The sequence below is a fragment of the Nocardia sp. NPDC003183 genome, from assembly GCF_053590715.1.
This window is the reverse complement of record NZ_JBSFTG010000014.1, coordinates 16651-29822: the sequence shown is the minus strand read 5'-3', so window position 1 is coordinate 29822 and position 13172 is coordinate 16651. Positions and strand designations below refer to the sequence as shown.

Annotated in this window: 13 protein-coding genes; 5 read left to right on the top strand and 8 right to left on the bottom strand. The window is 68.9% G+C overall.

Going from position 1 to position 13172, the window contains the following annotated elements:
- Positions 1–276 precede the first annotated feature (276 nt).
- Positions 277–570, top strand: a complete 294-nt coding sequence (locus ACWDXS_RS28590; protein ID WP_056816138.1) for a chorismate mutase — start codon at positions 277–279, stop codon at positions 568–570.
- Positions 571–672: 102 nt separating this feature from the next.
- Here ACWDXS_RS28590 and ACWDXS_RS28585 read toward each other — a convergent pair whose 3' ends face one another.
- A complete protein-coding gene (locus ACWDXS_RS28585; protein WP_378993284.1) occupies positions 673–2127 on the bottom strand; it encodes an NAD-dependent succinate-semialdehyde dehydrogenase in 1455 nt (484 codons plus the stop codon).
- Between the two features lie 190 nt (positions 2128–2317).
- On the opposite strand from ACWDXS_RS28585, the gene pgi reads away from it, so the two are divergent.
- Positions 2318–3961, top strand: a complete 1644-nt coding sequence (gene pgi, locus ACWDXS_RS28580; protein WP_449970299.1) for a glucose-6-phosphate isomerase — start codon at positions 2318–2320, stop codon at positions 3959–3961.
- On the opposite strand, the gene ACWDXS_RS28575 is transcribed toward pgi, so the two are convergent.
- Genes ACWDXS_RS28575 through ACWDXS_RS28560 form a run of 4 tightly spaced genes read right to left on the bottom strand, consistent with a single transcriptional unit; the run spans position 3930 to position 7521 of the window.
- Positions 3930–4496 (bottom strand): potassium channel family protein, encoded by a 567-nt coding sequence (locus ACWDXS_RS28575; protein WP_378993286.1) that lies wholly within the window; start codon positions 4494–4496, stop codon positions 3930–3932. The two genes, pgi and ACWDXS_RS28575, sit on opposite strands and share 32 nt — an antisense overlap.
- Before the next feature lie 59 nt (positions 4497–4555).
- Positions 4556–5221 carry a nucleoside/nucleotide kinase family protein gene (locus tag ACWDXS_RS28570; RefSeq protein ID WP_449970295.1) on the bottom strand — a complete coding sequence of 222 codons (666 nt, stop codon included), beginning with the start codon at positions 5219–5221 and terminating at the stop codon, positions 4556–4558.
- Between the two features lie 47 nt (positions 5222–5268).
- Positions 5269–6897 (bottom strand): acyl-CoA dehydrogenase family protein, encoded by a 1629-nt coding sequence (locus ACWDXS_RS28565; protein WP_449970292.1) that lies wholly within the window; start codon positions 6895–6897, stop codon positions 5269–5271.
- 18 nt (positions 6898–6915) lie between these two features.
- Positions 6916–7521, bottom strand: coding sequence for a TetR/AcrR family transcriptional regulator (locus tag ACWDXS_RS28560; protein WP_387445789.1), 606 nt, complete (start codon positions 7519–7521; stop codon positions 6916–6918).
- 64 nt (positions 7522–7585) lie between these two features.
- On the opposite strand from ACWDXS_RS28560, the gene ACWDXS_RS28555 reads away from it, so the two are divergent.
- Positions 7586–8398 carry a crotonase/enoyl-CoA hydratase family protein gene (locus ACWDXS_RS28555; protein ID WP_449970288.1) on the top strand — a complete coding sequence of 271 codons (813 nt, stop codon included), beginning with the start codon at positions 7586–7588 and terminating at the stop codon, positions 8396–8398.
- Positions 8398–9765: a hypothetical protein gene (locus ACWDXS_RS28550; RefSeq protein WP_449970286.1), complete on the top strand. Its 1368-nt coding sequence runs from the start codon at positions 8398–8400 to the stop codon at positions 9763–9765. Before ACWDXS_RS28555 ends, ACWDXS_RS28550 begins: the two co-directional genes overlap by 1 nt.
- On the opposite strand, the gene ACWDXS_RS28545 is transcribed toward ACWDXS_RS28550, so the two are convergent.
- A complete protein-coding gene (locus ACWDXS_RS28545) occupies positions 9766–10455 on the bottom strand; it encodes a TetR/AcrR family transcriptional regulator (RefSeq protein ID WP_449970283.1) in 690 nt (229 codons plus the stop codon).
- Between the two features lie 57 nt (positions 10456–10512).
- On the opposite strand from ACWDXS_RS28545, the gene ACWDXS_RS28540 reads away from it, so the two are divergent.
- Positions 10513–11187 (top strand): DUF4386 family protein, encoded by a 675-nt coding sequence (locus ACWDXS_RS28540; RefSeq protein ID WP_387445786.1) that lies wholly within the window; start codon positions 10513–10515, stop codon positions 11185–11187.
- Here the strand turns inward: ACWDXS_RS28540 and ACWDXS_RS28535 are convergent.
- Positions 11136–11828, bottom strand: a complete 693-nt coding sequence (locus tag ACWDXS_RS28535; RefSeq protein ID WP_449970280.1) for a TetR/AcrR family transcriptional regulator — start codon at positions 11826–11828, stop codon at positions 11136–11138. The two genes, ACWDXS_RS28540 and ACWDXS_RS28535, sit on opposite strands and share 52 nt — an antisense overlap.
- Positions 11829–11872: 44 nt before the next feature.
- Complete coding sequence (locus tag ACWDXS_RS28530; protein ID WP_449970277.1) at positions 11873–13171, bottom strand: alpha/beta hydrolase; 1299 nt, start codon at positions 13169–13171, stop codon at positions 11873–11875.
- Position 13172 lies beyond the last annotated feature (1 nt).

The window sequence follows — 13172 nt, the reverse complement described above, 5'->3', positions numbered from 1 at the left end:
GTCGACGCGGGCGACGCTTGGTGAACGTTCTCAGCGAATTCACAAACAGAACTGTTTTGCCTACCTAGCGCCCCGTGGCAGACTGAGCCACATGGTCAGCGCTTCTCCGCATGTCCGGGTCGGCAGCCGATCCGATATCGTGGCGGGGAGTACTGATCGCGCACTCCCGGGGGGATCCAGTACTGCCCATCGGGAAAAGTTTCAGGGTGACGGAACAGATCGGGTAACAGGCCGTTCGGTTTGACCGATCCAAGTTCTGACACGAGGAGATGAATGATGAGCACCCCTGCTACGACCACCGGCTCCGATTCGGCCTTGCCGCAGTCCGAAGCTGAGATCGACAAGCTCCGCCTCGAGATCGATCAGCTCGATGCCACGATCCTCGCCGCGATCAAACGCCGCAGCGAGATCTCCCGGATCATCGGCCGCACCCGGATGGCCTCCGGTGGTACGCGCCTGGTCCACAGCCGTGAGATGAAAGTTCTCGAGCGCTTCAGTGAGCTGGGCCAGGAGGGCCACACCCTCGCCATGCTCCTGCTCCGCCTCGGCCGCGGCCGTCTCGGCCGCTAGCCCCCAGACCACAAACCATGCGGCGGACCAGCCAGTTCGCCGCTTCCGAAAAGCCGCCCCGGGTGCGACACCATCCCCGGGGCGGTTATTTTTCTGTCCGGCTCAGGTCAGGGCGATGTATTTGGTGTTCAGGTATTCCTCGATGCCCTCGGTGCCGCCCTCGCGACCGAAGCCCGATTCCTTGACGCCGCCGAACGGGGCGGCGGGGTCGGAGATGACGCCACGGTTCACGCCCACCATGCCGCTCTCCATCGCCTCCGAGATGCGCAGCGCACGGTCGAGATCTCGGGTGAACACGTAGCTGACCAGACCGTATTCGGTGTCGTTCGCGGCGGCGACGCCCTCCTCGTCGGTGTCGAACGCGACGATCGGGGCGACCGGACCGAACACTTCCTCGCGCAGGATGCGGGCGGACGGCGGGACATCGCCCAGGATCGTGGCGGGGTAATACCACCCTGGACCGCCGGGAACCTTGCCGCCGATCAACGCTCGCGCGCCCACGGCGACAGCATCGTCGACCAGGTCGCTCACGATCTCGCGCTGATCCTCGCTCACCAATGGGCCGAGGGTGGTCGCGGCGTCGGTGCCGGGGCCCATCACGACGGTGTCTGCCATCGCGGCGACGAACTTCTCGGTGAACTCGGCGACCACACCGCGCTGGACGTAGAACCGGTTGGCGGCGGTGCAGGCTTCGCCGCCGTTGCGCAGCTTCGCCTGCATCGCACCGGCCACGGCGGCGTCGATATCGGCATCGTCGAACACGACGAACGGCGCGTTGCCGCCCAATTCCATGGACGTGCGCAGCAGCCGGTTCGCGGACGCCGCAACGAGCTTCTTACCGACTTCGGTGGAGCCGGTGAAGGTGAGCTTGCGCAGCCGCGGATCGTCGATCAGCGGGCCCGTGACGGCCCCGGAACGCTGGGTGGTGATCACCGACAGCACCCCGTCGGGCAGGCCTGCCTCGCTACAGAGCTCGGCCAGCGCCAGCATGGTCAGCGGCGTCGCCGAGGCGGGCTTGACGATCATCGTGCAGCCCGCCGCCAGCGCGGGCCCGATCTTGCGGGTGCCCATGGCCAGCGGGAAATTCCACGGCGTGATCGCCAGGCACGGACCCACCGGCTGCTTGGCGACCATGATCCGCCCGGTTCCCGACGGCGCGTTCAGATACCGCCCGTGGATCCGCACGGCCTCTTCGCTGTTCCAGCGGAAGAACTCGGCGCCGTAGCGCACCTCGTTGCGGCTCTCCGACAGTGCCTTGCCCATCTCGAGCGTCATCAGCAGCGCGAATTCCTCCGCTCGCGCGGTGAGCTGCTCGAACACCGTCCGCAGGATCTCGCCCCGCTCCCGCGACGGCGTCGCCGCCCACGCCGGTCCCGCCGCGACTGCCGCGTCCAGCGCCCGCATCGCGTCCTCGGGAGTCGCGTCGGCGACCTGCGCGATCACCGTCCCATCGGCCGGATTGTGTACGTCGAAAGTGCCACCCCCGGTGGCGTCGACGGGCCCGGAGCCGATCCACAAACCCTTGGGTACGAATTCGAGTACATCGCGTTCAGACACTGTCCCGCCTCTCCGAGAATGTAGCGCGTCGTCCGGGAGCTCGACTGGCAGCTCTCGGCCCTGCGTCGCGTGCGCGGCAGTGGGAGGCGGTGGGGCCTCGTGCCCGGCACACTCCCAGACCGTACCGGTGGCTTGTCGGGGTCGTCGACACCCGCGCGCCTGCCCGCCGGTAACGCGGTACCCTCGGCTCGTGAGCAGCAGCGACATCACCGCGTCGGCGGCCTGGCAGGCACTGCACAGCAATCACCGCACCGTTGCGCCGATGCACCTGAGGCAGCTGTTCGCCGATGACCCGGCACGCGGTCGCGAGCTGACGATGCAGGTGGCGGACCTGCACATCGACTACAGCAAACATCGCGTGACCCGCGAAACCCTGCGCCTGCTCGTCGATCTCGCGCACACGGCGGGTGTGCCGCAACGCCGCGACGCGATGTACGCGGGCCAGCACATCAACACCTCCGAGGATCGCGCGGTCGGCCATATCGCCCTGCGCCTACCGGTCGGCGACCAGCTCTGCATCGACGGCACCGACGCCGATGCAGAAGTGCACGACGTCCTGCGGCGGATGGGCGAATTCGCTGATTCCGTGCGCTCGGGCGTGTGGCGCGGCGCGACCGGCGAACGCATCGAGACCATCGTCAATATCGGCATCGGTGGCTCGGATCTGGGCCCCGACATGGTGTATCGCGCACTGCGCCACTACGTCGACGCGGGCATCGGCGCCCGTTTCGTCTCGAATGTCGACCCGGCCGATCTGGTCGCCAAGCTCACCGGCCTCGACCCGGCCACCACCTTGTTCATTGTCGCGTCCAAGACGTTCTCCACGCTGGAAACCCTCACCAACGCCACCGCCGCGCGCCGCTGGCTGGTCGACGCGCTCGGTGAGGAAGCGGTCGCCAAGCATTTCGTCGCGGTGTCGACGAACGCGGAACGCGTGGCTGCCTTCGGCATCGACACCGCGCACATGTTCGGCTTCTGGGATTGGGTCGGCGGCCGTTACTCGGTGGATTCGGCGATCGGCCTCTCGGTGATGGTGACCATCGGCAAAGAGCAGTTCGCGGAATTCCTCAGCGGAATGCACGCCATAGACAAGCATTTCGCCACCGCGCCGCTGGCGGAGAACGCGCCGGTCCTGCTGGCGATGCTCGGTGTCTGGTACTCGAATTTCTTCGGCGCGGAATCCCGTGTGGTCCTGCCCTATTCGAATGACATGGCCCGATTCCCCGCCTACCTCCAGCAATTGACGATGGAGTCCAACGGCAAGTCGGTCCGCGCCGACGGCACCCCGGTCACCTCGTCGACCGGCGAGATCTTCTGGGGCGAGCCGGGTACCAACGGCCAGCACGCCTTTTACCAGCTCCTCCACCAGGGCACCCGCCTGATCCCCGCCGATTTCCTCGGCTTCGCCAGGTCCACCGACGACCTGCCGACCCGCGACGGCACCGGCAGCATGCAGGACATCCTGATCAGCAACCTGTTCGCGCAGTCGAAGGTGCTGGCGTTCGGCAAGACCGCCGAGGAGATCCGCGCCGAGGGCACCGACCCGGAACTGGTGCCGCACAAGGTGATGCCGGGCAATCGGCCCAGCACCACGATCCTGGCGGCGGAGCTCACGCCGTCGGCGCTGGGTCAGCTGATCGCGCTCTACGAGCACCAGGTGTTCGTCGAGGGCATCATCTGGGGTGTCGACAGTTTCGACCAGTGGGGTGTCGAGCTGGGCAAGCAGCAGGCGCTCGCCCTGATGCCGCTGCTGAGCGGACCGGAAAAGCCGGTGTCGGTGGGCGATTCGTCGACCGACGAGCTCATCGAGTGGTATCGGGCGCATCGCCGCTGACCTTGTGCGCGGCACGGGTCGCGGCCTGGATCCGGCCGGTCACGCTGGTAGTGATGATGGTGAGCAGGGTGCCGAGCACCACCAGGTCGAACACGATCTGCACCATCGTGGCGATGCGCGCGGCCTGACCGACGGCGTGCACGTCGCCGAATCCGACGGTGCCGAGGGTGACGAGCGTGTAATACAGTGCGTCGGTGCGAGTTTCGAGCCCGGCGAACTGATCCGGATGAAGCTGCTGCAAGCGGTAGTAGAACAGGGCGAACACCACACCGACGATGCATACGAGCAGCAGCAATCCGTCGACCTGTGCTCCCGCGGCGGTCGGCTCCCGCAGATAGTTGTCGATCCGCCGCCAGACCAGCCAGCCCAGCCCCGCGATCCCGCCGGCGAAGAGGACCACCCCTACCAACCGCCCCGGCCACGCGTCGAGCTCGAACATCCAGCCCACCGGCACGCTGTAGTACAACAGCACCGCGCACAACGCCGCCGCGCCGTTGCGCATCGCATGCCCGGGGAACCGCCGACCTCGCGTCATCACTCCATGATTGCCCCGAAGCTGCCGATTTCCGTGCCACACGCGCCGTTCGACACGAATCAGGTCACGCGATAGCCGTCCCCCACCGCGGTCAACACGTGGTCAGCGCGGTTCCTGCTCGCCGCGATGAGATCGGCGTTGCGCAGATCGCTCCCCAGCACCTTCTCCTGCGCCTGGTCCGGTGTTCGCCCGCCCGCGGTGTGCCGGTCCATGAGTCGTTCGGTGAGCACCTGCCGCGGCGCGTCCAGGTACCAGCACGCGTCGAGCAGCCCGCGGACATCCGCCCAACCCGGTGCCTCGGTCTCGGTCAGCAGCAGATAGTTGCCCTCGATGACGACCACCCGCTCGTCACACACGACAACACCGCCATCGGTCGGCTCGTCGATCGCGCGATCGAACAGCGGCCACGGCACCGGCGCTCCGACCGGCGCTTCCCGCAGCAACCGCAGATCCGCGACGAACCCGCCCGCATCGAAGGTATCCGGCTCACCCTTGCGCGCCAGGGCGTTCCGCGCCCGCAACACCTCGTTTCGCAGGTGATAGCCATCCATCGGCGCCACCGCCGCGGGCCGCCCTGACCGGCACAGCTCGACGCGAAGCCGCTGCGCCAGTGTCGATTTCCCGGCTCCCGGCGGCCCGGCGATCCCCAGCAGAAACCGCTCATGACGCACCGGGACCCGTTGCGCCAGTTCGCCCACCGACAGCACCTCGTTCGCCCAGGTCACGGGCCTACCCTACGCACCGGGTGGCAGCACGCGATGACAAGACGGACTCAGCGAACGTCGACGAAGCCTCGCTCGAGGATCGCACCGGTGTCGACGCCGACGGGCAGCGTGCCGAAGGCGATGCCCCAGTCGGCGCCGAGTCGGGTGGCGCAGAAGGCATCCGCGACGGCGGGATGCCCGTGCCGCACCAACTGTGCGCCCTGCAGGACGAGTGCCATCAGTTCCACGACGCGGCGGGCACGATATTCGATATCGGACAGGTCCGTGAGTTCCTTGCCCACCCGGTCGATCGCGTCGTCGAGGCGCGCATCGGCGCCGCGGGCGAGTCCGACCTCGGCGAAATAGGCCTCGACCGTCTCGGGCTGACGTCCCATGGCGCGCAACGCGTCCAGCGCCGCCACATTGCCCGACCCTTCCCAGATCGACATCAGCGGCGCCTCGCGATACAGCCGCGGCATGCCCGACTCCTCGGCATAGCCGTTGCCGCCCAGGCATTCCAGTGCTTCGGCGGCGTGGGCGGGAGCACGCTTGCAGACCCAGTACTTGGTGATGGCGAGCGCGATCCGGCGCAGCGCGGCCTCGGCCGGATCGCTGCCCGCACGGTCGGTGGCCCCGGCCAGTCGCATCATCACCGTGGTCGCGGCATCCGATTCGATGACAAGGTCGGCCAGCACATTGCGCATGGCGGGCTGGTCGATCAGCTCGGCGCCGAAGGCTTTTCGGTGGCGGGCGTGGTGGATCGCGGTGACCGCGCCGAGCCGCATGCCGGTGGCCGAGCCGATCACGCAGTCGAGACGGGTCATGTTGACCATCTCGATGATCGTCTTCACGCCTGCCCCCTCGGCGCCGACGAGCCAGCCGGTGGCGTTCTCGTATTCGAGCTCCGAGGACGCGTTGGACTTGTTGCCCAGCTTGTCTTTCAGCCGCTGGATGCGGAGGGGGTTGCGGGTGCCGTCGGGCAGTACCCGGGGCAGCAGGAAACACGACAGGCCGCCCGGGGCCTGCGCGAGCGTGAGGAACATATCCGACATGGGCGCCGAGGTGAACCACTTGTGCCCGACGATGCGGTACGAGCCATCGGGTTGTGGTGTGGCAGTGGTGGTGTTGGCCCGGACGTCGGAGCCGCCCTGCTTCTCCGTCATCGACATGCCCGCGATGAGACCGGCCTTGGTCGATGGTTCACGCAAGCCGAAATCGTAGGTGCGCGAGCCGAGCAGCGGCTCGAAGCGGGCCGCCAGTTCGGGGTTGTGGCGCAGCGCGGGCACCACCGCGTAGGTCATCGAGATCGGGCACATGTGTCCGGCGTCGGCGGCGCCCCAGGTGTAGAACTTGGCGGCGCGCGCGGTGTGCGCGCCGGGCCGCTCGTCCAGCCACGGCGAACCGTGCAGCCCATGTGTCACCGCGACATTCATCAGGTCGTGCCAGTGCGGGTGGAATTCCACCTCGTCGACACGATTGCCCCACCGGTCGTGGGTGTGCAGCACCGGCGGGTACTCGTTGGCGAGTCTGCCCCACTCCTGCGCCGCGAAACCGCCTGCCAGCGCGCCGAGTTCGCGCACTTCGGCTTCGGCCCAGCCCGCGCCTTCGCGGTGCAGACCTTCCAGCAGCGCGGGGTTGCGCGCGGCATCGAAGGGGATCAGTGGTGGCGCCTGGTTGAAGACTTCGTGGGTCGGCATATCCGGTAACTCCTTCGACTACAACGTTTCCGGGCGCGCACCGAGTGCGCGCACGGCGAAAGCGACCAATTCGGGGATGACGGTCTCGGCGTGCGGCGCGGCGGCCAGCGGGCCGACCAGCACCTCACCGATCGCGCCGACGAGGGCGGCGGCGGTGAGGCTCGATTCCTGGGCAGGCAAGCGGCCTTCGGCGACACCGTGTGCGATCGCGGTCTCGAACGACGCGGCGAACGCCCGCCGGAATTCCAGCCGCTGCGCGTCGACGGCGGCGTCGACGGGCTCGGCCAGCAGCACGTAGGCAAGTTTCGGATTCTTCATCGCGCGCCCGGCGAAGGTCTCCACCGCGGCGGTGACCCGCCCCACCACGTCACCCTCGGCCACCGCGGCCCGGACCGCGTCGACCTCGCGGGCGACGACCGTCTCGAAGACCGCCGCGACCAATTCGGCCTTGTTCTCGAACTGCTTGTACACGGTGCCGGTCGCGATGCCGGCCTCCGCCGCGACCGCCGCCATCGACAGCCCGGCGAACCCGTCACGGGAGAGCACGCGGGTGGCGCCGTGCACGATCAACGCCCGTTGCGCGTCGAGCCGGGCCTGTACGGCCGGGGTCCTGCGGTACACCATGTGAAGAAGTGAACCATTGATTCACCTCTTCACACAAGGGGCACCGTGGCCGTATGGTCGAGGAATGGAAACAGGTTCACCCGCCGAAACCAGCGCATCCGGTCCGGCGAATTCGGTGCGCGTCGAACACGCGGGCCCGGTCACGACGGTGATCCTGGATCGCCCACACGCCCGCAACGCGGTGGACGGCCCGACCGCTCGCGCGCTGGTGGAGGCGTTCCGCGCGTTCGACGCCGACCCCACCTCCTCGGTCGCCGTGCTGTGGGGCGAACACGGCACCTTCTGCTCCGGCGCCGACCTCAAAGCTCTGGGCACCGAGAACAGCAATCAGGCCACCGAGGACGGTGACGGCCCGATGGGCCCGACCCGGCTGCGCCTGTCCAAGCCGGTGATCGCGGCGGTGTCCGGGTACGCCGTGGCGGGCGGGCTCGAACTGGCCCTGTGGTGTGATCTGCGAATCGCCGAGCAGGACTCCATCTTCGGCGTCTTCTGCCGCCGCTGGGGCGTCCCGCTGATCGACGGCGGCACCGTGCGCCTCCCGCGCATCGTCGGCGAAGGTCGCGCACTCGACATGATCCTCACCGGCCGCCCGGTGAGCGCGCCCGAGGCGCTACAGATGGGCCTGGTCACCCGGGTCGTGCCCACCGGCGACGCCCGCCGCGCGGCAGAGCAACTGGCCGCCCAGCTCGCCGCGCTCCCCCAGACCTGTCTGCGCACCGACCGCGCCGCCCTGTACGACCAGTACGGACACACCGAGGAGGAGGCGCTGCGCGTCGAATTCCGGCACGGCATGACCGCGCTGACCGGCGGCGCACTCGACGGCGCCGCCCGCTTCGCTGCGGGTGAGGGCAGGCACGGTAGCGCCGACCACCGCTGATGGACCGCCTCACGGTCGTCGACGAGATCTTCCTGCGGACCCACCGCGGGATGGGCACGCCCATCGCGCTACAGGGTCTGTGGCGTACTCCCGATGCGATGGAACCCGCGCTGTTGCAAGCGATTCACGATCACTTGCGGCTGGGCAGGCTCGGCCGCAGGGTGGTCGGCTCCCGGGTTCCGGGCGCCCGCAGAGGCTGGCAGCCCAACACCAGCGCCCACCCCCTCGACCTCCTCCCGAACCGGACCGCGATCTCCGAGACCGGCTGGCCGGCAATGCCGATCGCCCACCACGATTCCGGTCGCGGTATCGGCCCACTCCCCGCCCACGCGGTCCTGCCATGGGCCGACAGCCTCGGCACCGATCTGGACCCCGAGTTCGCGCCCGGCTGGCGCCTGTCCGCTGCCCGCCTCGACGACGGCGGAACCGTTGTCGCCCTGACCTGTTCGCATGTCCTGGCCGACGCCCGTGGCCTGATCCACGCTGTCACCGCCGCGCTGCGCTCGCTCGATCCGGCGCACGCCTCGATCGGCATAGCGCCCACCAGCGAAACGCGATACCGGACAACGTCGTCGGAGTGGGCGGATGCGGTCTCCCAGTGGGTGACCATCTTCGGCGGCACGACCCGGGCGCTGCTACGCAGGTTCCCCCGGCGGTCGGCCCGACCGACCACGGACCACGTTCCGCGCGAGTCGGCCTCCAGCAGCGCTGCGCCGGCGAATCCCGGTTCGACCGGCGACCGACACCTGCGCCCCCTCCTGCTGACCTTCGATGCCGCCCACTGGGACGCCACCGCGAGCACCCTCGGCGGGACCCCGAACAGCCTGTTCATCCACTTGATCGCGAACATCCTGTGGCAGAACGGCTTCCCGAACCCGATCATCACCGCGAGCCTGCCCGTCGACACGCGCGAGGAACCCCGAGTCGACAACGATCTCGCGGTGACCGAGATCGCCATCCACCGCGTCGACACTCCCGCGACCATTCGCGACAAGGCGAGGTCCGCCTATCAGCACCGAATGTCCAGCCCCGCGGGCCTGCCCGAGGAGATCCTCCAGGTGATCCCCGACCGCTGGGCCTACACCCTCAGCAAGGGCGCGGGCGAGCGAGACATCCTGTGCTCCAACATCGGAACCCTGCCCGACGCGGTGCGAAGAGTCGGCCCGCACGACTGCACCCGGGTGGCCGCCCGCGCGATCCATCCCGGCATCACCGCCTTCCCCCGCACCCAGCTCGCGGGCTACCTCTCCCACCTCGGCGATACCTACACACTCGCCCTGGTCAGCCTCGCCGCCGACAGCGATTCCCTGCCCGACGCCGTCGACAAGGCCTGTGCGGCAACGGGATTACATCCCGCGCCCTGGTAGTCAGCCGACAGCTATCCCCGTGAGCAAGGCACGCAGCCCCCACACGAACTGATCCTCGGAGTTCCACGCTGCCATCGCGTCGACCTGTGCCGCCGAGCGTGGCCAGCGGTCGCCGTCGAGCAGGGCCAGCCCCTCGCGACGTTGCGCGACCCGCTCGGATTCCGGAGTGAGCGGCGGCTTTCCGTCGGTCTCGGCGACCGTGAGCGCGATGCCGCCGAGCACCTGCACGATCAGCGAGTACACACCGTTCGCCTGCCTCGCCTCGGACAAACCGCCTCGAGCCAGGCACCCGAACAACGCCTCGCCGACATCGCTCGCCGACGGCCCGTCCATCGGCCCCGACATCATCAACAGCGCGACCGCCGGATGCGCGAGCAGCTCCGCGCGCAGGCCGCGCGCGAACTGGATCACCGCGTCGGCCCACTCCACGCCGGGGTCGCGCAGGGGTTCGAGGGCAACCGCCGAGAGCACGCGTTCGATCACGGCGCGCTCCAGATCGGCCCGGCTCGCCACGTAGGTGTACACGGCATTGGGATTCACCCCGAGCTTGCCCGCCACCGCCCGGATCGACAGCGCCCCGGTCCCGCCCTCGTCGAGGAGCTGTAGCGCGATGTCCACCACCTGCTCTTCGGTGAACGAGCGCCGCGCCGGCCGCGCCGCGCCGCCACCTGTTGACTTCGCCTTCGACATGCGGTGGACTGTACCCCGTACAGCTACCTGTACCCCGTACAGCCAGAATGGATTCTCGTGCACAACAAGCCATGGACCACCATCACGCTGCTGATCGGCGCCCCGATCCTGATGAACCTCGCCTTCGTCGGCCTCGGGATGACGTTCGACTACCCCGACGTCCTGCAATTGCCCGCCACCGAGGTCCTCGCCCGATTCCGGGCCGAGCAAGCCACGATCGTCACGCTGTTCGCCCTCCTCGCGGCCGCGGCGTGCGCTTTCGTCCCGTTGTCCGTTCTGATCGGGCGCCTGGACGACTCCCCCACGATGCGCTGGGCGGTGCGAGCCGGCATCGCCGCCGCCCTCGTGCAAACCATCGGCCTGCTGCGCTGGCCGCTACTGGTCCCCACCCTGACCGACGCGGACACCTTCGAACGACAGCACACCCTGCTCGGCACCCTCCTGGGCGAAACCGCCGGTTACACCCTCACCGCGATCTGGACCGCGCTGGTCATCGCGGCCCTGCGCACCCCGCGGTGGTTCGCCGCACTCGGCTACACCAGCGCCGCCGCCATCGCGACCGGCGTCGTCATCCCGCTCGGCATCGAGCCCGCCGCCGTCGTCAACTTCCTCGGCTACGTGTTGTGGAGTGGGTGGCTGCTGGCCTTCGCGGCTCTGCTCGGCCGCGGCGCGTTCGCGCGTCAGGTCGCCGTCATCCCGACGAGCAGCACACGAAGCCCCCAGACGAACTGATCCACGGAGGTCCAGGCGGCGATCTCCTCCAGGTGCGCCGCGGTGCGCGGCCACCTGGTTGGATCCAGGTCTCGCAGCGCCGCGCGGCGGGCCGCGATCCGCTCCGATTCGCCTGGCAGCGGCGGCTTTCCGTCGGTTTCCGCCACGTCGAGGGCGATCGAACCGAGCACGTACACGAATACCGCGTAGACCCCGTGCGCACGGATGGGCGCCTGGAGGCCGCCGCGGGCGAGGCAGACGAACAGCGACTCGGTCATATCCCGTGCCACCGGTCCATCGGCCGACGGACTGTCCATCGGCCCCGACATGATCAACTCCGCCACGGCGGGGTGGTCGAAGAGCCGAGCGCGCATGCCGAGCGCGAACTGGATCACCGCCGCGGTCCACTCCACACCGTCGTCGGAGAGCGGCCCGAGCGCCACCGACGACAGCACGTTGTCGATCACCGCGCGTTCGAGGCCGTCCAACCCACCGACGCGGGCGTGCACAGCGTCCGCGTCGACCCCGAGCCGTCGCGCCACCGCACCGACGGACAGGGCCCCCGCGCCGTCCGCGTCGACGATGGCGAGCGCGGCCTCGGCGATCTGCTGCTCGGCGGGCGGGCCACCAACGTCCGTACCTGGGGTTTTCGCCTCGGACATGCGTCGAACTGTACTCCGGGGACCCTCGCGGAATCCGTCGCCGATCAGGGTGTCAGGCCGAGCCGGGTAGCCAGCCACGGCAGCTGATCACGCAGCCCGAACTCCCACAGCGCGAAGCTGTGTCCGCCGGGCAGAATCCGTAACCGCACGTCCATCCCCGCGTCCTTCGCCGCCTGATACATCCGCTCCACCTGCGGCCGGTACGTCTCGTCATCGGCGCCGACCACGAACGCGCCGGCGGAGTCCGGATACGCCCGCGTCCGCAGCAGATCGAGCGGGTTGACCCGCAGCAGCGCCGCGGTATCCCCACCGAACGCGGCGTCCACCGTGCGCTGACGGTCCCCCAGGGTCGGCTCGTCCTCACCCGACATGTCGAGGAAGGTGGGATAGACGGCGGGGTAATTGGTGGCGAGTTGCAGTGCGCAGGTGCCGCCGTAGGAGAGTCCGCCCACCGCCCAGGAACGCGGATCCGGGTCGATCTGCAGATTCGCTCGCGTCCAGTTCGGCACGTCGACAGCCAGGTACGTGGCGACATTGCCGAGTTTCGAGTCCAGGCACAGCGGGTTCGCCAGCTGGGAGCCGGTCCCGTCGGCCACCACGACGACCGGTGCGAGCCCGTTGTGCGCGCGGGCGAACGAATCCATGGTCTCGACCAGCTGCCCACCGACGAACCAGTCCTGCGGCGCACCCGGCTCACCGGCGAGCAATACCAGCACCGGCAGCAGCGGACGTGGATCCGCGAAATAGGCGGGCGGCAGATAGATCTGGGCATCGCGCGCGGTGAATCCGGACGCTGTCGGCGGCACCGTCGCGGTCAGAACTCGCCCGCCGTCGGGCAATCCACCGGGCGCGGGCCAGGCCGGCTCGAGCGGACGCGCGCTGATCACCTGCTCGCGCCGGGTCAGCTCACGCGCGTCGACCCGGTCGATCTGTTCGACCCCGAGCGCCGCACCCACCGTCGGATACGACGCGTACTCCAGGTTGATCCTGACTCCCACCGCCACCAGCACCGCCACGGCCGCGAGCACAGTCACCACGCCGGTCCACACCGTCCGGCGCACCAGGATTCGCGGCACCACCAACAGCACTGCGGCCACCGCGATCCCGATCAGCACGTACACCGACACGGCGATCGGATCGGGAAAGGGCCGCCACACCTCCTCCACGAACAAGTACAGCGCCACGGTGAGCACCACCGCGGCCAGCACCACGATCGGCATGATCGTCGTGACATATCGTCGTACACGAGGTAACAGCAACCAGACCGCACCCAGGGCGCCGAGGACCGTCAACGCCACCGGCAACCATCCGGTGAGCAACGACAGATCGGTGATTCGCGTCATC

Coding starts and splice junctions, on each gene's coding strand:
- ACWDXS_RS28545 (WP_449970283.1), bottom strand. CDS start 10,455: ATGTCGAAGGCGAAGTCAACAGGTGGCGGCGCGGCGCGGCCGGCGCGG.
- ACWDXS_RS28565 (WP_449970292.1), bottom strand. CDS start 6,897: ATGCCGACCCACGAAGTCTTCAACCAGGCGCCACCACTGATCCCCTTC.
- ACWDXS_RS28575 (WP_378993286.1), bottom strand. CDS start 4,496: ATGACGCGAGGTCGGCGGTTCCCCGGGCATGCGATGCGCAACGGCGCG.
- ACWDXS_RS28560 (WP_387445789.1), bottom strand. CDS start 7,521: ATGGTGTACCGCAGGACCCCGGCCGTACAGGCCCGGCTCGACGCGCAA.
- ACWDXS_RS28550 (WP_449970286.1), top strand. CDS start 8,398: ATGGACCGCCTCACGGTCGTCGACGAGATCTTCCTGCGGACCCACCGC.
- ACWDXS_RS28530 (WP_449970277.1), bottom strand. CDS start 13,171: ATGACGCGAATCACCGATCTGTCGTTGCTCACCGGATGGTTGCCGGTG.
- ACWDXS_RS28590 (WP_056816138.1), top strand. CDS start 277: ATGAGCACCCCTGCTACGACCACCGGCTCCGATTCGGCCTTGCCGCAG.
- ACWDXS_RS28555 (WP_449970288.1), top strand. CDS start 7,586: ATGGAAACAGGTTCACCCGCCGAAACCAGCGCATCCGGTCCGGCGAAT.
- ACWDXS_RS28535 (WP_449970280.1), bottom strand. CDS start 11,828: ATGTCCGAGGCGAAAACCCCAGGTACGGACGTTGGTGGCCCGCCCGCC.